We start from the raw sequence: 20047 nt of genomic DNA, 5'->3' as shown, positions 1-20047 counted from the left end.
TGAAAAAGAGAATGTTTACTGCTAAACATGCTCTTCTATTTTAACCTGATTACGTTGTAAAAAGCGTCCCTTCAAGGGCTTTTATGTACCGGTCTGCTGATTTCTGGACGGCCTCGTCTGCCCGTTCTGCCACAACCCGGTGAAAAGCATTGTAGATGCGGTTGAACGATAAGTCTTTCACGTGATCCGCCATTTCCCTGACTTTCTCCGCCGGAAGAGGGATCAGGTTAGGATAGCTGTACATAAAGCTCACCCACCGACGGTCAGCAACGACTTGAATAATGTCGCCGGTTAGTAAAACCCCTTTATGTTGATTGCCACTTTCCCAATGGAGGACAGCCCCTCCTTTAAAATGACCGCCAAGGCGGTGCAAAGTAATGCCCCTGGCCAGTTCAAAGGACTCTCCCGACCAGAAAATGATGTTGTCACTCGGCCGCACTACCCATTCCCGATCATCCTCATGAATGTAAATCGGAGCGTTGAAGGTTTCTGCCCATTCCACCTGAGTCGAATAGTAATGCGGATGAGATAGCGCAATCGCTTGAATTCCGCCTAAACGCCGGATTTCCTCTATCGTTTTCTCATCTAAATAAGTAATGCAGTCCCATAATACATTAAACCCTTCATTTTGGATAAGATAGGCGGTTTGGCCGATGGCAAATGAAGGCTTTGTCGTAATGCTGAATAACCCGTCTTCTTCTTGAAGAATTTCATTCACGTATAATCCGCTCTGTTGCATGGCTTCCAATGTCGTCCATTCTTGCCCGGATGGGTTCACATATTGCCGCTCTTCGTTGCAAATAAGACATTCCGCAGGTTCTTTTTGACTTTCAGGATATTGGACACCGCACGTCGTACAGATAAAATGTGACATACATCATCTCTCCCATTCTTTATTGACTTTTCAAAACAAATGCTTCATTACCATATCTTGAGTATATAAGAAGATTAGCCATCCTGCGATCCCTAAACTTAGTGAAATGAAAAGATTAAGCGAGTGATGGAGGGATATTCCGACAATCACCAGCATAACAACCGTTGCCGGGATGCCAGATACGACGGCTAACGCAAATTTGCTCAAGCTTTCCTTATGCTCTCCTTGCACGTAAAGCCAGATGATGCTCAATAGGCTGACGATTGGCAGAGCGGCAATGACCCCTCCTTTATCAGGAAATCTCCGCGCGACTTCTGTAATGATTCCGATGATAATTGCTGATACGATCACTTTAACGATAGTAAACATCATCCGCCCTCTCTTTCAGTAAAGCAAATGCGTCTAAAACTGCCTGCCGTTCCTCCTTTGTCATTTTTTCAAACAAAAGGTGCCGGAGTTTTTCTTCATCGAGGCTGGAATGGCGGTGCAATATATCATTTCCTTCGGCGGTCAGCTGAAGAATGACTTTCCGCTCATCCGCAGCACTTCGGGTTTTGACGATGTAGCCTTTTTCCAATAAACGCTTGACGTGTTCTGAAGCAGTGTTATGGGACACTTGAATGGCCCGGGCGATCTCTTTGATCCCGACTTCGCTCTCCTTTTGAATGACTTGCAAGATCCTTATCGCCTGGTGAGTAATCTTTTCGGAATGGTTATAGCGCAATCGATAATAAATATCCGTCCATAACTCGTTCAATTGGGCAATTTCCTTGCTCATGCTGACTCCCCTTTTATATCGTTATTTGAGAATATATCTTATGATACGATATAAATAAGCAAATAACAAGGCTGGGATCGCTGCATGCAAGAGCAATATCATACAAGAAAATTCTCATCATCAATGGTATCTTTATATTGGCTATTGGGATAGGAGGATTGCTAGATGTTAAATGAAATTCGAACGTGTCGCCTTGATCCTGATTTAAACATCGAAGCCTACCGATTTAAAGGGATCATGCAGAAGTTTCCAGCTCATTTTCATGACTATTATGTGATCGGCTTTATTGAAAAAGGGCAGCGCAAGTTGATTTGCAGGGGCGGCGAATACATGATCAATCCGGGTGATTTATTGCTATTCAACCCTTATGACCCTCACAGTTGCGAACAAATAGACGGAAAAACGCTCGATTATCGATGCATCAATGTGAGGCCGGAAGTCATGAAAAAGGCAATGATAGAAATTAACGGAAATGAAGACCTTCCATACTTCAAGCAAAACGTTTTATTCAAAAGTGAACTTTCATCCACCTTAAGAGAACTTCATTTGAAAATTTTGCAGCATGAAAGCGAGTTTATAAAAGAAGAATTATTTTTGTCCCTATTGGAAAAGCTCATTCAGTCGCATACGGACCTTGCAATCCTTCCGCTCGTCTCTGAAACTTCCCGAGAAATTAAAAATGTATGCGATTATTTAGAGAGAAATTATGCAAAAGCGATTACGCTTAACGATTTAAGCGCTCTTACAGGATGGAGCAAGTATCACTTATTAAGATCCTTTGCAAAGCAAAAAGGAATCTCCCCCTACGGCTACCTGGAAACCATTCGGGTAAACCATGCAAAACAGCTTTTAGAACAAGGCATGAAGCCGATCGAAGTCGCTTTTTTGACAGGATTCAGCGATCAAAGCCATTTGACTAAATTTTTTAAAAGCCTTGTCGGGTTAACGCCAAAACAGTATATGAAAAGTTTTGAAAAAGTGGCACGTGAACACTATTGAAATACAAGGCTTGGCTCATCATCTTTTTTGATGAGCCACTTGAATAAAGGAGGATAAAATGGATAACCTGCTTGCTTATGTCATAATGGCCCTCATGATGTCGATGTTGCCTGGCACGGATACGATTCTTATTATGAAAAATACGTTTAATTACGGGACAAAAGCGGGACGTTGCACGATTCTAGGGATAGCAACTGGCCTGGCGTTCTGGACTGTCATTTCTGTTCTCGGCCTGTCAGTCGTCATCGCACATTCCTTATTTCTTTTTAACACAATCAAATATTTAGGGGCTGCTTACTTGTTTTACCTGGGCATAAAGGCATTTTTCTCTAAAGGCGCCATTTCACTGGAGTCTTTTCAAGCCAATGGCAGTCGCTCTATCACCAGGCCATCTGCCCATCATTATAAAGAATCCTATTTGCAAGGGGCGATCAGCAATATTTTCAATCCTAAGACGGTTTTGGTTTATGTCACGTTTATGCCTCAATTCATTAATCTTCATGGAAACACAACCCATCAACTGATTGGATTAGGATTCATCCTGACCTTCATCGCCGTGGGATGGTTTTTAATCCTTGTTTATTTAATAGGCCACGTAAAAAAATGGATGAGGCGAACTAAAGTTCAAAAAGTCTTTCAAAAATTCACCGGAGCATTATTAATCGGGTTTGGGGTAAAGATGGTCATATAAATCCCTTTCATCAGCCCTCGATTTTCAAATACTGAAAATCGAGGGGCTTTTATCGTCAAAGGCTTCGAATAACGCTATTGTAAGAAAGTGGCTGGAAGGGATGATCAACTTATGTCGTACCAGGCTATGATCAAACGCAAAATGAATCTGTACAAAATGATGCGATAGTCAACATATCTATAAAGATAAGGTACTATGAAACTATAAAAACACGGAGGTGGCGATCATGCTTAAACGTCCGAAAAAGAATGAATACCATCCTTATTTTGAAAGGTACATAGAACTTGTCCCTGACGAAGAGTTACTTGATATTTTAAAGAGCCAACAAGAAGCAACGGCTAATTTACTACAGGATATCTCCAGGGAACAAGGTGAGTACCGATATGAAGCGAAAAAATGGAGTCTGAAAGAAGTACTCGGCCACATGGCGGATGTTGAACGCACGCTCAGTTATCACGTTCTTGCCATTGCCCGTGGAGATGCTGTTTCCTTTACCCCATTTGATAAAGATTTATATATGGCAAACGCCCATTTCAGCCAGCTTGATTTTCAGGACGTGCTTTCAGATTTTTCAATTGTGCGGAATTGCACCTCTTCATTGCTCTCCTGCCTTCCCGATAATGCATGGATGCGCACGGGCACCGTTTTAAACCAACCCCTTACCGCGCGTGCGCTAGCATACATTATTGCCGGACATGAACTGCACCATCAAGCGATCATCAAGGAAAGATATTTGCTAAAATACAACTGTCATTGATCCTGAAGCTCAATGATCCGGGATAAACGAAAAGAAAACGACAAACAGGACTTTAAGATACAGATAGAAAAGCGCGGCAACGATCGTCAGCGCTATTCACATTTTCGTTAGCCTTTTTCGACTCGCACCCTATGAGCCTATGGTCAGAAAAAAATCATAAAAATTCTCATACGGCAATCTCCTTCTGGAATAGGATGGTAATAGCGAATTTGAAATGGGGTGCCTATTGACATGTCCAACTACATCGTTCCTCGAATCACTGAGGATCAAATGGTATCGGCTATACGAAATGGAATTGGAAAGGCTGACCACTCGAAAAGGGTCATCATTGTCGGCGCTGGAATATCTGGACTTGTCGCTGCTTCCCTACTAAAGGAGGCCGGACATCAAGTCATCCTTCTTGAAGCAAACAATCGAGTGGGTGGACGGATTTTCACAGCTCGCAACCCTGAAGACGGACTGTATTTGGAGATGGGAGCGATGCGGTTTCCTTCTACACATTATTTAGTGTTCGAGTACATAAGAAAATTCAATTTAAAGGTTAACCAATTTATTAACCGAACGCCGACCGATTTGATTTACGCCAACGGCATTCGAACAAGACTGGATCAATATGAAAGTGACCCGAGAATTTTACGTTACCCCAAAGCGAAAAGCGAGCAAGGGAAATCTTCCGAAGAGTTATTGACGCTGGCGACAGCGCCGATCATCAACTTCATTAAGAAAAATCCGGAAAAAAATTGGCCGATTATCGCCAACGAATTCAAGCAATACTCAACGGCGGATTTCCTGCGAAATTACCATTATACCTTCGGGACCACCCTCTCTAGCGGAGCGGTTGAAGAAATCGGGGTTCTTTTGGATTGGGAAGGCTTTTTCGAGAAATCCCTTATTGAAGCGCTAAGATCGATGATGATTTTCCAGAATTCCACTCAATTTTATGAAATAACAGGAGGCAACGATCACCTTCCCCGGGCTTTTCTGCCCCAGCTGCAAGAAAACATTCATTTTCGGCAAAAGATGGTCAAAATCAAGCAAGAGACAGACAAGGTCACCATCTACTGCCGCCATGAAGATACGTTAAACTATTCCCAAATCACCGGGGACATCGCCATCATCGCCATTCCCTTTTCAACGCTACGATTTGTGAAAGTGGAGCCGTACCACTCCTTTTCGCATAATAAGTGGAAAGTCATTCGGGAGCTCCACTATATGCCCGCTACAAAGATCGGAATCAAGTTCAAAAGCCGGTTCTGGGAGCGGGAAGGGCAGTACGGGGGAAAATCAATCACCGATCTTCCAATTCGCTTTACCTATTACCCAAGCCATGGAATCGGCTCATCTGGACCGGCAATGGTATTGGCAAGTTATACCGTGGGACCGGAAGCCGCATTATGGGATGGGTTGCCTGAAGGTGACCGGATCCAGAATGCCTTGCTCGATCTTTCATTTATACGTGGAAACCAGGTATATTCTGAGTTTGAATCAGGGTTCTCATGGAACTGGGATTTAAATCCTTATTCTCTTGGCGCCTTTCCTATGTACACTCCGGAACAGGAATCCGATCTTTACCCGTTTATTACAAAACCAGAAGGAAGAGTATATTTTGCCGGAAGCCACACAACGCTGATCCACGGCTGGACACAGGCTGCCATTGAATCAGGCATAAGGGCAGCCCTTGAAGTGAATGGTTTAAAGTCATGAAAATGTTCATTAACAAAATTGGAGCGAATCAAAATGGATTCGCTTCCTGTTTTCTTTTTTTAATCGTCAATTCACCATCGGTAAATGAATGATGAACCGAACAATTCCGTCGTGATATTCCGCCCAAATGTTGCCTTCCTGCTTTTCGACGATGCTTTTTGCAATTGCAAGGCCAAGGCCGGAGCCTTCTTCGATTCTGCTCCTTGCTTGATCTTTTTTATAAAACCGTTCAAACAGATTCTCTAGCTCCTCTTCCGTAAATGCTTCACTTTGATTAGCAACGGAGACTTGAAGGCCGTTGTCCTCCCTCTTTAAGGAAACATGGATTTCCCCCTGATCTGAACTGTATTTGATGGCATTCATCAATAAATTGTCAAACACGCGCACCATTTTCTCCGGATCGACAACAGCGTAGAGACGCTCATCTGGAAACTCTTTTACGATGGACAGGCCGTGCTCCTCTGCTTGCGGCACCACCTCTTCAATCAACTGGCCAAGAAGTTCATTCATGCACACTTCTTGCCGGTCGAAGGCGATATTTTCGTTCGTAAGCTTCGTATACTCAAATAAATCTTCAATCAAGTTTTTCAGCTGTTCGGACTTTGAAAAGGCAACTCTCGCATACTCATGTAGCTGCCCACTCGTTTCGTATTTTCCATCGCACAACAAGCGCAAATAGCCCATGATGGAAGTCAACGGAGTTCTTAAATCATGAGAGACATTCGTAATCAATTCATTTTTTTGCCTCTCCACTTTCCTCTCTTTTTCTATCTTCTTCATAAGCTCTTCGGCCATATGATTAATATTCTCCGTCAATGATGCGATTTCGTCTTCTCCCTTTTTTTCAATCCGATGGGCGAGGTTTCCCTTTGCGATCTCTTTGACGCCTTGAGCCATCGCTTCAATCTGCCTCATTTTCCGCTTCGTTATATAAAAGTATGAAAAAAAGAACACAAAAAGCCCGATGAAAATTGGAATGGGCCCTTCACTCGTCGAATAGATGACATCCCCTTCTGGTATGCCGCTGACAAACATATATAAATTCTTCCCTTTGATCGTGACGGGGTAAAATGTCATGAATTCTTTGCGCGATTCTTCCACCGTCCTTCCTCCGCCTGCGTATGCTGGATGGTTGATGGCAAATGACATGACACTTTTGATCATATCATGAAGGTTCATCCGCTCTTCGTGTGCCTGTTTCGTTTTATATAACACCTTTCCCTCCTCATCCGTGACAAGCACTTTCAATGCATCCTGTCCTTCATCAAGCAGCCCGTTTTCTTCATCTATAATCGCTTTGATGGCTTCCGTTGAATTTTGCTGTGCCGCCTGCTCTGCCACCATTTGCGCCCGATCGTTAATTTGTTGCATGCCGCCGCTATAATCGATCGTCGCTTCCCGATTCATGGTTTCGAAAATGGGCACGGTCGCCCTAGAAACAAGAAAAGCCGCCAAAGCGCAGACAACGAACGTAGTAATCAGCTGAATTCTGATGCTCTGGCGAATGCTCATCATCATTTTTCCGAACAGCTTATTTAGCCACTTAATGATCGTTCTCAATCTTATACCCCACTCCCCATACTGTTTTAATATATCTTGGCATTCTTGGGTATTCTTCTACTTTTTCCCGGATTTTTCGAATGTGCACCATCACCGTATTATCGGATTGAAAGGGTGGCTCCCCCCATACTCTTTCATAAATTTGATCCGCGCTGAATACGATGCCGCGGTTTCGGGCAAGTAGTTCCAGAATGGAAAACTCCCGCGGTGTTAATTTCACTTTTCGATCGTCAACCGTCACTTCATGTGTCGATACATTGATTTTCATATCCCCGACCTCAATTTCGTCTTCATTTTGCACGGTGGCTCCGCTCATTTTTAAGTACCGGCGGAGCTGCGATTTAATGCGCGCCATCAGTTCGAGCGGGTTAAAGGGTTTTGTTACATAATCATCTGCCCCTGTCGTCAAGCCCAATATTTTATCCATATCTTGCGTTTTCGCCGATAACATGATGATCGGTATATCGCCCGTTTCCCTGACTTTCATGCACATGTGAATGCCGTCTATTTTTGGCATCATAATGTCTAACACAACCAAATGCACTTCATTATGTTTTAATTTCTCCAGGCCTTCTACTCCATCTGCGGCCTGCAATACGTCATATCCTTCATTTTTTAAATAGATGGCGATCAGATCCCTGATTTCCTTTTCGTCATCTACTACAAGTATCGTTTCTTTTCCCATATCGACTCCCCCAAAATCATGCAACGACCTTTATTCGTCGAATATAATCAATTATTCATCTAAAAACAAACTTATTCGTCTACGTCCTTTTCACGGAAAAGGGGCAAAGCTGATCTTTTCTCTTTATCTATCATTCACATGAAACCTTTGCTGGATCATTATTTGGCACTCTACCTATGTTTACCATTTTTCGCTTCCGCTGTATAGTTAAATATGAAAAAAAGAAAGAAGCCGCTGCCATTACGCCAAAAACAAGGCCATACTTCGTAACGAATTCGACAATCGCCCCGATATTATCCCCGAAAGCAAAGCCGAGGGCAAAATAGAGAATCGTCCAGACCAATCCCGTACTGTACGAATACAACGCATACGTTTTATACGGCATGTTGTTAATTCCGACAATATAAGGGATGATATGCCGAATGACAGGAATAAAATAACTGATGATCAACGCAAAATGCCCGTATTTGCCAATTAGCTCTTGAGATTTTAAAAGGTAAGCAGCCTTTTTCTTCTTTACTAGCCGATCAAGGATTTTCGAGCCGAACGCCTTCCCGAGCACATATCCTAAAGAAAGTCCCGACACCACGCCAAGGTATGTCAACAGAAAGGCGGGAAACAGCTTTAAATAGCCTAACGAAGAAACCAATCCCCCGCTCATGACAACCATTTCATCCGGGATCGGCATTCCGGCAATCCCGAGCCATAAAAAGAAAAATAATGCGCCATAACCATAGTCCTGAATATTGGATAATAGCTCATGCAGCTCCATTTTCGGCCCTCCCGTTCTTTTTTCTACAATAAAACACATAGGCTGGAGGGAAATTAAGCCAGACTTTTTTGACGTTGATCGTTTGAAAGAATTGCTGGATAAAGGATTTTTTAACGAGAGAATATTGAAAAGTGATGAATTTTCCGTTCTCCTCTAATGCGTCCATGACATTGCTTAAAATGCGCGACGATACTCCGGCAGGCAAAGAAGTAAACGGCAAGCCGGACAATACAAAGTCGACTTTCTCGATGTTGAGCTCCTTGATGTACGTTTGAATAGTTTCAGCCGAACCATGGATGACGACAACGCCCGGGGCGCCTCCATACCGTTTTTGTAGATCCTTGAAGAAGACTTCATTGATTTCAATTAAAATGAGCTTCGTATGTTTCTTTTTCCTCTTTATGATTTCTTCGGTGAATGACCCAGTTCCAGCTCCAAGTTCGACAATGCAGCGGGCTTTTTCAAAATCGATGGCCTCCGCCATTTTTTGCGCCAATCGTTTGGAACTTGGCGCAACGGCTCCGGTATTTTTCGGATGCTTTAAAAATTGGGACAAGAATGTAATGAATGGCATCAACGATCTCCTCGCTCTCATTCTGTAAGATAGCTTTAAGTATAGAGATCGATTCTTAAGAATTAGCGAAGAGATTTCTTAATTTTTTCTTAGGAATTCATTACAGGTGGAGTTCGACGAAGGGCAAATGCTGGCCATCTTTAGAGAGCTCGTTCATGAGCAACAATGACCATCTCAACATACTCTGTTATTAACAAATAATCGTTAAAGAAGGTGCGAAATGATCTACTTCGATCTCCCATTTCGGCAGTTCTACTTCCCGCCTTCACCCTATTGGTTTTGGCATAATCCATATGTTTACCCAGTGCACCCATACCATGTAAGCTATATTCCGGATACCTATTCCACCGTAGGTACACCAACGACAACTGCGGGATCATGGCCAGCCGGCATAGGCGCTGGTAACTGAAGGATTGGATACACCTTTCCGTGTTTTTGAAAATAAAATATGGAGTTTGGAAAATAAAATTCGAAGTTCGGAAAATAAAAGACTGATATTGGACAATAAATGAATAAACTGTACCCTAAGTCCAGGATACAGTTTAAAAAAAGGAACGTTTTTAACTAAATTGCCGAAATAGCTCTCTCTTTTCAGCCGAGATAATTAAAAACATCGGCCTGCGGGCTTCATCTTCCATTTCGGGATTAGCCTTAAGCATTTCATCGGAGGGCAAGGGCTCTTTGACTGCTTTTATTGTAAAGCCGGCTTCGATCAAGTCATTGATGTAAGTGGAAATAGTGCGATGATATTTAATGACGTTCTCGGTTAAGAAGGTCGTCTCCCGCACGCCTTCTGCTTGATAGTCGTCCACCGGCCAGTGCAGGCGATTCCCTTTTTCGTCATAGAACCAATCCTGTGTGCTCAGGCACGTAAAGATGGGATGTTCAACAGAGAAAAGAAAACGTCCCCCGGGCGCCAAACAAGCATGCACCTTTTGGCAAATCGCTGCAAACGACTTGATGTAGTGAAGAGCGAGTGAACTGATGACGACATCGAAGGAAGCGTCCGGAAAATCGATGTCTTCAATCGGCATTTTCATGTACGAAATGAGGGAGTCATCCGTTTTTCCGCGGGCCTTTTGCAGCATTTTTTCAGATAGGTCCACACCGACCACCGAACTTGCCTGCTCTTCGCGGGCATATCGGCAGTGCCAGCCAAACCCGCATCCTAAATCAAGCACGCGTTTATTTTTCAGGCAAGGCATCAACGCTTGTAGTACATGCCACTCCCCCGCGGCTTCCAGACCTTTGACCGATCGCGGCATTTGCTCGTACGCGGAAAAGAATTTCGGATCATCGTATTTGTTTTGTTTCATCTTTTAACATCTCCCATGATTGAAGTAGCCTCCTAAAATAAACAACAGTTCGATTTCAGGAGGCTATCTATATCCTTCTAACCATTCCTTTCACCCCATCATCTTTATGAATGTTATCGTTTAATATATCACACTGCCTGTTCAATTCATCCAATCTGTTGAATTCCCGTTACAACCCGCCATTATTCTCACGGCAATCAGAGACCGCCTGGCAAGTACGCTGTTCGAAGGATGCCATTTCATATGATACACCTCTTTGCTTTGCGCCTTTAAAAGGATATAGGTTCATAAAAATTCCCGTGCAGATGAGAAGCGCGCCGACAATGATGCCGACTGTTATCGTCTCCCCGAGTTGCAGCCACCCGAACAGGATGCCGAGAACTGGAACGAACATTAATGCCATCGAAGCTTTCGAAGCATCCATTTTTTTCAGAACCCAAAACCAGACGACGAATGTAAAGGCAGTTGAAAACAGGCCATTGAACAATAGCGACAATACCGCCCGGCCAGACCACACAATCGAACGATCAGGCTCCAAGAGCAAATGGAAAAGGAATAAAAAGGCGGACCCCATCAGCAGCTGCCAGGCATTCATATGGATGACATCGACATGTTTGAACTTCAGTTTGCTGAAAACATTCGCTGCCGCCCAGCTAAATGCCGAAATTAAAACCAATGACTCTCCAAATAGTATGTTAGAATCGAAATTTATGATATCTTTTCCTAAAATGGACAAAAGCCCGATCAGGCCAAAAATCAATCCCCCTATTTTATAAGCGGTAAGCTTCTCATTCAATTTGAAATGGCTGATGGCCGAGACGAATATGGGCATTGTGTACACTAAACAAGATGTTTTTCCGGAGTCGACAAATTGCATGCCATACGTCAATATCCCCATATAGCCTAACGCCATTAATAGGCTCATATGAAAATAGCTTCTAAAATCCCGCTTGCTTGCGGAGAGCTTTTTCCTTTGCAGTGCGAGAAGGATGAACAAAGGAACCGCCCCTATGAATAGACGTAAGGCTGAAAATAGAAACGGAGGAATATCGCTGATTCCCATTTTCATTGTAACCCATGTATATCCCCAGATCAGAGTGACAGAGATGATGCCCAGAAAAACGTTGAACATGCTGAAATCCCCTTTCTTATTGATTTGACTACAGCATATGCTATATTTATAGATAACTCCAATACATTATTTTTATAGGGGGCATAACTGATTGGTTATGAATAGGAATCACTTGAACATTTTTATGAAAGTCGCGGAAAAAATGAATATTACAGAAGCAGCAAAAGAGTTATTTATCTCGCAGCCTGCAGTAAGCAAGGCCGTCAAAAATTTAGAAAAGGACCTCAATGTCAAGTTATTTATTAGAGATAAGCTAAAGGGATTAATGTTGACTGAAGCCGGGAAAGAAATTTTGATTTTGGCGAGGCAAATAAAAGGAATTGAAAATAAAATCTATCAAGTAGCCGACCGGGAGAATAACTTGTTAAGCGGCAAGATTAAAGTCGGTTCTTTCCCAGCCGCATCGACCAATATTTTGCCCCGGGCGATCGCCTCATTCAGGGCTAAATATCCGCTTGTTGCCATCGAATTACTAGAAGGGACTTCCAATCAAATTAAAGAATGGGTGGAAGATCGTACAGCAGATATCGGCATCGTTTCCTCTCCTTTTGATCCGTTTGAACATGAAATATTGAGCAATGACCATATGGTGGCGATCATTCCGCGGCATCATCGATTGCATCAAGAGAAAAAGATTGATCTTCTAGCCTATCCCAACGAATTGATATTTTGCAAAGGCGGTCATGAAATCGCTATCGCAAAAGTATTTCAAAAAAATGATATTGAGTTTAAAGAAAACTTAACCGTTCAAAATGCCGAAACATTGGTCAACATGGTCAAAAACAATCTGGGCATCGGCGTCATTTCAGCATTTACGCTATCTTCTGTTTCCCATCAGCTGCTCGTGAAAGACATTCATCCGGGAGTCACCCGCGATATCGGCATCATTGCCCACTCCTTCGAGGAAACGACGCATGCGGCAAAAGAGTTTATCAAGATCATGAAATCAACAATCTGAACTGCTTCATTTTTATTGTGATCGGCAAGTTTAGCTTATCAATTATCTCAGAGTGGATTTCAATCAATTTTTTGATGTTATCCATCTTTTAGCTTCAGATTTCAATCAAATTTTTTATTTATCAATTATTTTCATGCAGATTTCAATTCCCACAATATAATAACGGAAAAGGCCAACCAGAACGTAATGTCTGTTTGGCCAACAAAAAAACGCTACTTCCAGTATTTTTTCTCTTTCATCTAGCTAGTAGCACATTTATACTTTGCGAACTATTAGTCTGGAAAATTATAGTGCATACTAACCTGCCAGTAATATCATGCAGTTTATTCAGTGGAAGTTGGTCGCTTGCCTGAATAAAAGAAGATACTAATCCCCCTTCTCTTTTAATCATGATAAAAGTTGAGCGACCGCAACAAGCCCATTGCCTAGCAGCCACACTTCCTCCTGGCAGATCCCAGAACAAATAAATTGATGTCCCTGGCCCTTGCCGCCTCATGGATCAAGATCAATTCCTTTTTCATCAGGTCTATGTTTATGCCTCTATCTAAATTTCGCTTAATTTCAATAAAAAACATCCGCAAAGCCTTCGCGGGCAACCTCATATAGAATTCCATCAGAACCCCTCCTATCATTTTTATTAATAGGATCATATGACTTTCTTTTCGACAATATTCCTTTTCATCCTTTTCTTTTTTTAAAAAAACGATAAAAAAACTTTGGCCAGGCATTACACGTTGTATAAAGTCCACAAAAAATGAGCGATTTGCCAGTACCAAAACATGTTGCTCCAACATTTACTAGAATAAAGAAGGTGATAGAAATGTGCCAAAAAAAGAAAGGTAAAAAACGCATTTGCCATCATCCTAAATGCAGCGGCACAAGCAAAGAAAAAGAAGTGATCTATGTCCGCCCTGTCATACACATTAATCGAGAACATGTCATATATGTTCCACGTCATGTTGAAGTGGAAGAGACGATCAATGAGGTCATCGACACTGGCGAGCCGGGCAAATGCGATTTTCATGATAATCAAAAGAAATGCAAGAAAAAGAAAAAAAGAAATTGTTGTTGCTGCAAGAAGAAAAGATAGTTTTATTCAATCCTCAATTGTTCGCAAACCAAAGGGATGGCCACCTCAGGCGATCCCTTCATTTTATGGACTGACAGCTGTAACATTGACTCTTGTTTTAAAACAACAAACAATCCGCCTCTAAAGAGACGGATTTAATAAAACATTGGGGTGTTTTTAGGCGGATTGCGTAATTGGATTAGCTTCTTCTTTTACCGGTGCTTCTTTTCATTCCACTGCTTCTTTTCATTCCAGAACTTTTCTTCTTGCCACTGCTTCTTTTCTTGCCATCTTCGCATCCGCATGCACCTGGCTCACCTGGATCGATCACTTCATTGATTATTTCCTCTTCATAAACGTGACGCGGAACATATTCGATATGCTCTCGGTTAATGCGTTTGATAGGATGAACATAAATTACTTCTTTTTCGGTATATGTGTCCGAATAAATATATTCAGGCTTACAGTAAATCACTTTTTTACAGTTTTTCTTCCCCATTCATCTCACCCCCTCTTAATCTATTAAATGTTTGTAAGAGAGACTTTGAAACGGACAAATCGATTAATTTTTTTCTATGATTTAAAAGTTGGGATGTTGACTTTTTTTATCAGCAAGTGTACGAGAAGAAATTCTGCTAGAAATAAAAAGTGAAGCGTTTTAACACTGTCATTATGGCTATACACACTTCCCGCATTACCATTAATACCTCCGCAAATAGTCTCTTAAGAAAGCGAAGAAAAGCACATTCACGACTGTTCCTGTTTTGAAAAAGCCTATCTGCATTTGGAACAATCAAAATTATTCGTTTGATTTAACTTATATTTCAATGCCAACATGGTTAATAAGAAAAGTAATGAAAACCCCTATTCGTGCTTCGTTAGTGGATAAAAAGAAAAGAATCGAAACTTCGATTTGCTTAAATACAAGTTAGGAACACTCCGAATCGTACAAAAGTCTGGTAAGTGGAGGGCACCATTCCTACTATTGAAGGAACAGAAGTTGATGATGAAAAAATACGCGTTTTTTGGTAACGGCAGACAAAACAAATACAAAAGGCACAAATTTCGCTCAGAACGTAAAGCATTAAGTAAAATGAAAAAGTTGAATGCTATTCGTCAATTAAAAGATAACAAAGTGAGCCCTGTAGAAAGCAATATGAACAATAAAACCTCGAATTCGGCTATTTTAGCCGATGTTCGAGGTTTTCTATCTGGAAAAGCATGGATGGCTTATGCTACAACAATTAACTTATATTCCATTTTTGTTGCATTATCCATAGAACAAGCGGTTTTCGGTTTTCCGAAGTTCGAATGAATTGAAATGCCGCATGAGCATCCCCATCCTTCATTCTTAACCAACTCTTGACAATCGCAAAGAGGCATTAATAATTGCTGCACCCTCTATAGTTGCTTCAAGTGGATCGGCAGTTGTTCCTATGTTGCGAAGGGACAATGTCGATCCAGCCGGAATCGTTAAAATAGCTGCACCAACAAGGTTAGGACTAGTACTATTTGCCCCAATTTGCCCATAACGGATGGAAGCTTGAACTACATTATTTAATACAATAGCATAAGCTGCGGAAGTATTAGATCCGGTAATCATTGGCGTGACCTCAAAAATCACAAGGTAATCCCCGCCATTGGCAACAGTAATCGTCGTGCTAGTTGGGTGGGCTATCCCCCCCGCCATAGGGCCATTTGTGTTAAATGAAACATCTGCACTTGGATTAACAGTTTGAGCACCAGTATTGTAAACATAACCATAGGAACTAAATGGTGTTCCGGTCGCTCCTGTTGGTCCTGTTGCTCCAGTTGCTCCGGTTACTCCTGTAGCCCCTGTTGATCCAGTGACCCCGGTCGCTCCTGTTGGTCCTGTTGCTCCGGTGGATCCAGTTACTCCGGTTGGTCCTGTCGCTCCAGTGATCCCGGTTGCTCCGGTTAGCCCCGTTGCTCCGGTTAGCCCCGTTGCTCCGGTTACTCCTGTAGCTCCTGTTGCTCCTGTTGCTCCAGTGATCCCGGTTGCTCCGGTGGCTCCTGTTGGTCCGATGGCTCCAGTTACTCCGGTTGCTCCAGTTGCCCCTGTTGGACCAGTCGCCCCAGTTGCTCCGGTTGGACCTGTATCTCCTGTTGGTCCGGTTGCACCAGTGACTCCAGTAGATCCTGTTGATCCGGTTACTCCTGTTGATCCAGTGACCCCGGTCGCTCCTGTTGGTCCGGTCGGCCCGGTGGCTCCGGTTGGCCCCGTCGCTCCTGTTGATCCTGTTGCTCCTGTTGATCCTGTTGCTCCCGTTGGTCCAGTTGCACCTGTTGGTCCGGTAGGGCCACTTGGGTAACAAGGAAGTATAGGGCATAATGAAAGTTTTAATAATAATGTTATTAAATTAACAATTTCAGAAACCAAATCATCTATAGGGTTATCAATAGCTTCTTCTTTTCTTCGTTTTTCCTTATTTTTAATAAGTTTTGTTCTTCTTGATTTTTTTTTCATTTCTCCCCATTCACCCTACCATAAATTGTATACTACTTAATATATAAATTTAGGGTTGGTTTTGTTTGGATTTTATCTATACCCTCTTCAATTAATTTGTTTGTCTAGTTTTGAAAAATCGCCATTTTAAAACAGAAAAGATGGCAAGCCCATCTTTACGACGTCAATAAAGGGATAGTTTCTAGTGCCCCTTCTAGAAAAATAGTTTGAATTTCAGTAATCGAACATTCGTTATTTTAAGAACACCTCGTTGGATCTGTGAAATGAGGAAAAACGATCACGAATCGTTACATGATGTAAAATGAGTTCGTTCTCGGACAAAAAGTGCTCTTATTTGGACAATAAGTCATCCGGTTTAGACAATAACATCTTACTTTTGGACAATAAGCGAAAAAACTACTCATTTTATTGTCCGACTCAGGCCATTTATTGTCCGATGGAAATGATTTATTGTCGGAACTCCATTGTTTATTGTCCAAATGCCATGAAAATAGCACCACACTACCACACTAGAGAAGTTTGCTTCTATTTTTTCACAGGCGAAAATGGATTCTTGAAAATAAGAACTTTATTGGCTGAAAGGGTACTAGAGAAATAAGGAATTACCACCATAAAGCTGATCGAGCTTATGGTGAGACTTGTACTTTTTGGAATTTTAGCGTCTAATGCTCGTTAGCAAATAATCCTCCAATTCTTTGATGACATTGCCATAGCTATACTGAAGTGCCGTATTCCTTCCAGCTTCGGCTAATTCATTTCTTACTTCTGGATGATCAATGAGATAGGAAAGTGCCCAGGTCAATGCAGGAACATCGCCTGGTTCAACTAAAATGGAATTTTGTCCGGAGCGGGCATACTCTTCCACTCCCCCGCATTTTGTTGAAATGACAGGGACTCCAGAAGCCATCGCTTCAAGCGGTGGCATTCCAAACCCTTCATACCATGAAGTGAAGATGAAAATGTCAGCCGTTCGATAAATATCCGCCAGGTTCTTTTGATCTGGCTGAACGATAAAATTTAACGGAAATGGGGCATGGAGATCAGGCTGATATTGACAAATCCAGTCTACGGAAAACAAATGGCCTGCCGTCCATAAATTGTTCAAAGCCATTAAAGCAACGTCAAATCCCTTAAAAGATAATCCAGGGTTTCCAACCAGCAAAATCGTCATTTTTGAGCTTTTCTTCTTCTTCGAAGGATGGTATAGATCCACATCGATTCCATTGGTAATGACCGGGGCGTCTATAAGGAAACGGGATTTCAATAGTTTGGATACGGTGGATGAGACGGAGATAATGGGGATGGAAGTATCATAACATTCCTTTAAATATTTCCTTATCGCTGAAACATTCATTGACTCAGGAATGTCGCCAAACAGCCATTCGTACCCCTGTTCCCAATAAACGATGGGGACAGGCGAAGATTTTAGCTCAGGGAGTTGGCTCATCCATCCCGCCATGGCAATATCGCATTCTTTAATATAATGGACAAATGAGTCATTGGGCGGGACAACGATTTCCTTATCAACTTCCAACTCAAACCAGGATGGCAAAGCCTTTTCACCTGTGCCCTTATAAAAGGCATAAATACGGTGACCGCTTTTTCGCAGCCATTTCATCTGCTGAAGCAACATCTTGAGGCCGCCTGTCAAATTGTGATGCGGAAGAAGGTACCCGATTGTCAATTTCATGTTTGCGTCAGCCGTAAGAGTGCGATGGTACAGGGTTTCAGGACTTCTTTTTTTATTCGGATAAAGCTTAAATACATGTGCCCCGTTATCACCAATATCTAATTTTTGATAACTACAATCGAATTCAACTAGATCAACGATGCTCCATCTGCTTTTATGCTCCTCGAGCTGGTTTCCAATATATTCCTTTTGCTCTCCCGGATAAATGGGCGTGGAAATGATTAAAGACTTGTTTGCATGTTCTAGCAGGCTTGCAATGAGCCTTAAGCCTTCGTCTTTTTGAAAATGTTCCAGAACATCAATTAATAGAATCGTGTCATATTTCCCTAATTGGTCAATGAGATTGACGATATTTCCATAATACATCTGGTTATAAACGTACGAATGGATAGGGTTTTGGTACCCGGAAAAGCCTTCAACACCGTCTATTTTTACTTGCCATTGTTCTTTCGAATACCTTTCATGCGGAATATCCAGCGCCTCCCGCAGCAATACCCCGTATTTTCCGAAGCCTACCCCTACATCCAATATCGACTGAGGATTGTCCTGGACAACCAGGTCTATAAGTTGCGAAACAGCTTGATACCAACTAGTCGGCATGATTTCCTCCCATTTGTCTCAGTTTTTCTTCCAAATACGATTTGTTGTACTTCGCATAAGCGTTATCCGGGTCATATGACCGTGCTTTCTCATTATGCTCGTACGCCAGCAGATACTCTCCTAACCGGTCATAGCAGACACAGAGCTGAATATGGGGCAGCCAGGTATAACAGCTATAGTTGATAAGCCCTCCCCTTTGTTTAATCTTGTCGATGTTCAGCCTTGTCGCAAGGTCATACCAAAATATCGCTTTTTCAATCTGGTTCTGTGCAAGGTAAATAAAACCGAGCCTGCAGCACTGATCGGCTCGCGGAAGGTCATATTCAAAAGATGTTACAATATAGTGCACAGCTTTCTCATGGTCGCCTCTGGCTAAATAGATATCTGCAAGCTTTCCGCAAGTCGCAATGCAATCTTCAACCCAACCTCTTTTCGACTCTAAAAACTTCATATACGATTGAATGGCTTTATCATAAAGCCGATGTTCGAAACATTCGTTTGCATAGTAATATAAATCTCTAGGGGAAAAATCGATCCCTTTTGCCATCATCGATTCATAAATTTTCAAATTCCTGTCCGTCTTTTCCGTTTTCACGCTTTTATGTGTAATGTTGACATCACTTTCTACAATGTTTCCATACACCTCTAGATATTCATGAACGGCGCCAATCCACTTGAACTTCCTTTCCCTTTTTACCAGCCGGTTCCTTCGCAAACTATGTGTCACTTGATTCTTATCGTCAAACGCTAAATGGTAATTCATTGATACGGCATCTATGGAATCATTCAGGCGCTCTTTAAGTTCCTTGAATTTTTTCCGGTCGTTTTCTAGCATTACATCGTCGGCATCTAACCAAAAAATAAAATCTTTAGTCGCTTTGCTAAAAGAATAATTGCGGGCGAGAGAAAAATCATCTTTCCATTCAAACGGGTATACATAATCGGTATACTGTTTGGAAATTTCCATCGTCTTATCATCCGATCCAGTATCAACAATCACGATTTCATCTACTAAATCCTTTACCGAATCAAGGCACCTTCCGATAATGGCTTCTTCGTTTTTTACAATCATGCATAAGCTAATGGTCTGTAAGTCCATGCTCCTCCCTCTTTCGTCCGTCCAACATTGCTAAAATGGTTTAAGCATTCTACACAACCAAATTATTCATTTTCCAAAGGGTTGTTCCTGTGAAAAACAGGTGTTTCCCAAACAATAAGAGAAAGGGGGAATGAGTGGGCGGAAGGATAAGATTATCTTTAAAAAGAGAGAGGTTCATGAAAGAGGTGATCAAGGGCTTGTATGAAGCGCATTTGCCAGTGGGCAACCTTTTTCATTCATAGACTTCTATTATTTTGCTTTTTTGACCCGGACAGTACAAAGCAAAAACAATGAAGCAAAC

The 20047-nt window shown here is 42.1% G+C and carries 20 protein-coding genes; 7 read left to right on the top strand and 13 right to left on the bottom strand.

The features are described from left to right. Positions 1 to 49: 49 nt before the first annotated feature. From WD019_RS18340 to WD019_RS18330, 3 genes are read right to left on the bottom strand one after another with little or no spacing between them, the layout of a single operon-like run. Complete coding sequence (locus tag WD019_RS18340; RefSeq protein ID WP_026678930.1) at positions 50 to 874, bottom strand: MBL fold metallo-hydrolase; 825 nt, start codon at positions 872 to 874, stop codon at positions 50 to 52. A gap of 30 nt (positions 875 to 904) precedes the next feature. Continuing rightward, positions 905 to 1243 (bottom strand): DUF3147 family protein, encoded by a 339-nt coding sequence (locus WD019_RS18335; RefSeq protein ID WP_026678929.1) that lies wholly within the window; start codon positions 1241 to 1243, stop codon positions 905 to 907. After that, on the bottom strand, positions 1227 to 1652 hold the full coding sequence (locus WD019_RS18330; protein ID WP_026678928.1) for a MarR family winged helix-turn-helix transcriptional regulator: 426 nt from the start codon (positions 1650 to 1652) through the stop codon (positions 1227 to 1229). Before WD019_RS18330 ends, WD019_RS18335 begins: the two co-directional genes overlap by 17 nt. A gap of 165 nt (positions 1653 to 1817) precedes the next feature. Between WD019_RS18330 and WD019_RS18325 the strand changes: the two genes are divergently transcribed. The 4 genes from WD019_RS18325 to WD019_RS18310 all read left to right on the top strand — a co-directional run bounded on the left by WD019_RS18325 (position 1818) and on the right by WD019_RS18310 (position 5803). Further along, positions 1818 to 2651 carry an AraC family ligand binding domain-containing protein gene (locus WD019_RS18325; protein WP_425712397.1) on the top strand — a complete coding sequence of 278 codons (834 nt, stop codon included), beginning with the start codon at positions 1818 to 1820 and terminating at the stop codon, positions 2649 to 2651. Between the two features lie 58 nt (positions 2652 to 2709). Beyond that, positions 2710 to 3342, top strand: coding sequence for a LysE family transporter (locus WD019_RS18320; protein ID WP_026678926.1), 633 nt, complete (start codon positions 2710 to 2712; stop codon positions 3340 to 3342). Positions 3343 to 3568: 226 nt separating this feature from the next. Beyond that, positions 3569 to 4099 (top strand): DinB family protein, encoded by a 531-nt coding sequence (locus WD019_RS18315; protein WP_425712396.1) that lies wholly within the window; start codon positions 3569 to 3571, stop codon positions 4097 to 4099. A gap of 231 nt (positions 4100 to 4330) precedes the next feature. Next, entirely contained in the window at positions 4331 to 5803 is a 1473-nt protein-coding gene (locus WD019_RS18310; RefSeq protein WP_425712395.1) for a flavin monoamine oxidase family protein, read from the top strand. Positions 5804 to 5869: 66 nt separating this feature from the next. Here the strand turns inward: WD019_RS18310 and WD019_RS18305 are convergent, their stop codons facing one another. The 6 genes from WD019_RS18305 to WD019_RS18280 all read right to left on the bottom strand — a co-directional run bounded on the left by WD019_RS18305 (position 5870) and on the right by WD019_RS18280 (position 11842). Continuing rightward, entirely contained in the window at positions 5870 to 7321 is a 1452-nt protein-coding gene (locus WD019_RS18305; protein WP_425712398.1) for an ATP-binding protein, read from the bottom strand. Positions 7322 to 7346: 25 nt separating this feature from the next. Beyond that, positions 7347 to 8048: a response regulator transcription factor gene (locus WD019_RS18300; RefSeq protein ID WP_425712394.1), complete on the bottom strand. Its 702-nt coding sequence runs from the start codon at positions 8046 to 8048 to the stop codon at positions 7347 to 7349. A 130-nt stretch (positions 8049 to 8178) separates the two neighbouring features. Further along, entirely contained in the window at positions 8179 to 8820 is a 642-nt protein-coding gene (locus WD019_RS18295; protein ID WP_051291576.1) for a DedA family protein, read from the bottom strand. Beyond that, entirely contained in the window at positions 8807 to 9394 is a 588-nt protein-coding gene (locus WD019_RS18290; RefSeq protein ID WP_026678921.1) for a class I SAM-dependent methyltransferase, read from the bottom strand. The genes WD019_RS18295 and WD019_RS18290 overlap by 14 nt, the downstream gene beginning before the upstream one ends. Positions 9395 to 9954: 560 nt before the next feature. Further along, positions 9955 to 10710: a class I SAM-dependent methyltransferase gene (locus WD019_RS18285; protein ID WP_425712393.1), complete on the bottom strand. Its 756-nt coding sequence runs from the start codon at positions 10708 to 10710 to the stop codon at positions 9955 to 9957. Positions 10711 to 10879: 169 nt separating this feature from the next. Beyond that, positions 10880 to 11842: a DMT family transporter gene (locus WD019_RS18280; protein ID WP_425712392.1), complete on the bottom strand. Its 963-nt coding sequence runs from the start codon at positions 11840 to 11842 to the stop codon at positions 10880 to 10882. 91 nt (positions 11843 to 11933) lie between these two features. On the opposite strand from WD019_RS18280, the gene WD019_RS18275 reads away from it, so the two are divergent. Both WD019_RS18275 and WD019_RS18270 read left to right on the top strand, forming a co-directional pair. Then, entirely contained in the window at positions 11934 to 12800 is an 867-nt protein-coding gene (locus tag WD019_RS18275; RefSeq protein ID WP_026678919.1) for a LysR family transcriptional regulator, read from the top strand. A gap of 820 nt (positions 12801 to 13620) precedes the next feature. Continuing rightward, on the top strand, positions 13621 to 13890 hold the full coding sequence (locus WD019_RS18270) for a hypothetical protein (protein WP_035351654.1): 270 nt from the start codon (positions 13621 to 13623) through the stop codon (positions 13888 to 13890). Positions 13891 to 14068: 178 nt separating this feature from the next. On the opposite strand, the gene WD019_RS18265 is transcribed toward WD019_RS18270, so the two are convergent. Then, positions 14069 to 14368, bottom strand: coding sequence for a hypothetical protein (locus tag WD019_RS18265; RefSeq protein ID WP_425712391.1), 300 nt, complete (start codon positions 14366 to 14368; stop codon positions 14069 to 14071). Between the two features lie 504 nt (positions 14369 to 14872). Between WD019_RS18265 and WD019_RS18260 the strand changes: the two genes are divergently transcribed. Continuing rightward, a complete protein-coding gene (locus WD019_RS18260; protein ID WP_425712390.1) occupies positions 14873 to 15184 on the top strand; it encodes a hypothetical protein in 312 nt (103 codons plus the stop codon). Between the two features lie 36 nt (positions 15185 to 15220). Here WD019_RS18260 and WD019_RS18255 read toward each other — a convergent pair whose 3' ends face one another. From WD019_RS18255 to WD019_RS18245, 3 genes are all read right to left on the bottom strand, one after another. Beyond that, complete coding sequence (locus tag WD019_RS18255; RefSeq protein ID WP_425712389.1) at positions 15221 to 16357, bottom strand: collagen-like protein; 1137 nt, start codon at positions 16355 to 16357, stop codon at positions 15221 to 15223. Positions 16358 to 17012: 655 nt separating this feature from the next. After that, positions 17013 to 18647 carry a glycosyltransferase gene (locus tag WD019_RS18250; protein WP_425712388.1) on the bottom strand — a complete coding sequence of 545 codons (1635 nt, stop codon included), beginning with the start codon at positions 18645 to 18647 and terminating at the stop codon, positions 17013 to 17015. After that, on the bottom strand, positions 18637 to 19746 hold the full coding sequence (locus WD019_RS18245; protein WP_425712387.1) for a glycosyltransferase: 1110 nt from the start codon (positions 19744 to 19746) through the stop codon (positions 18637 to 18639). Before WD019_RS18245 ends, WD019_RS18250 begins: the two co-directional genes overlap by 11 nt. Between the last annotated feature and the right edge of the window lie 301 nt (positions 19747 to 20047).

The organism is Fictibacillus sp. Mic-4, from assembly GCF_049843615.1.
Lineage (GTDB): Bacteria > Bacillota > Bacilli > Bacillales > Fictibacillaceae > Fictibacillus_A > Fictibacillus_A gelatini.
Note: the sequence above shows the minus strand (reverse complement) of the source record. Positions and strands in the feature narration are given on the sequence as shown.

Coding starts and splice junctions, on each gene's coding strand:
- WD019_RS18340 (WP_026678930.1), bottom strand. CDS start 874: ATGTCACATTTTATCTGTACGACGTGCGGTGTCCAATATCCTGAAAGT.
- WD019_RS18335 (WP_026678929.1), bottom strand. CDS start 1,243: ATGTTTACTATCGTTAAAGTGATCGTATCAGCAATTATCATCGGAATC.
- WD019_RS18330 (WP_026678928.1), bottom strand. CDS start 1,652: ATGAGCAAGGAAATTGCCCAATTGAACGAGTTATGGACGGATATTTAT.
- WD019_RS18325 (WP_425712397.1), top strand. CDS start 1,818: ATGTTAAATGAAATTCGAACGTGTCGCCTTGATCCTGATTTAAACATC.
- WD019_RS18320 (WP_026678926.1), top strand. CDS start 2,710: ATGGATAACCTGCTTGCTTATGTCATAATGGCCCTCATGATGTCGATG.
- WD019_RS18315 (WP_425712396.1), top strand. CDS start 3,569: ATGCTTAAACGTCCGAAAAAGAATGAATACCATCCTTATTTTGAAAGG.
- WD019_RS18310 (WP_425712395.1), top strand. CDS start 4,331: ATGTCCAACTACATCGTTCCTCGAATCACTGAGGATCAAATGGTATCG.
- WD019_RS18305 (WP_425712398.1), bottom strand. CDS start 7,321: ATGATGATGAGCATTCGCCAGAGCATCAGAATTCAGCTGATTACTACG.
- WD019_RS18300 (WP_425712394.1), bottom strand. CDS start 8,048: ATGGGAAAAGAAACGATACTTGTAGTAGATGACGAAAAGGAAATCAGG.
- WD019_RS18295 (WP_051291576.1), bottom strand. CDS start 8,820: ATGGAGCTGCATGAGCTATTATCCAATATTCAGGACTATGGTTATGGC.
- WD019_RS18290 (WP_026678921.1), bottom strand. CDS start 9,394: ATGCCATTCATTACATTCTTGTCCCAATTTTTAAAGCATCCGAAAAAT.
- WD019_RS18285 (WP_425712393.1), bottom strand. CDS start 10,710: ATGAAACAAAACAAATACGATGATCCGAAATTCTTTTCCGCGTACGAG.
- WD019_RS18280 (WP_425712392.1), bottom strand. CDS start 11,842: ATGTTCAACGTTTTTCTGGGCATCATCTCTGTCACTCTGATCTGGGGA.
- WD019_RS18270 (WP_035351654.1), top strand. CDS start 13,621: ATGTGCCAAAAAAAGAAAGGTAAAAAACGCATTTGCCATCATCCTAAA.
- WD019_RS18265 (WP_425712391.1), bottom strand. CDS start 14,368: ATGGGGAAGAAAAACTGTAAAAAAGTGATTTACTGTAAGCCTGAATAT.
- WD019_RS18260 (WP_425712390.1), top strand. CDS start 14,873: ATGATGAAAAAATACGCGTTTTTTGGTAACGGCAGACAAAACAAATAC.
- WD019_RS18255 (WP_425712389.1), bottom strand. CDS start 16,357: ATGAAAAAAAAATCAAGAAGAACAAAACTTATTAAAAATAAGGAAAAA.
- WD019_RS18250 (WP_425712388.1), bottom strand. CDS start 18,647: ATGCCGACTAGTTGGTATCAAGCTGTTTCGCAACTTATAGACCTGGTT.
- WD019_RS18245 (WP_425712387.1), bottom strand. CDS start 19,746: ATGGACTTACAGACCATTAGCTTATGCATGATTGTAAAAAACGAAGAA.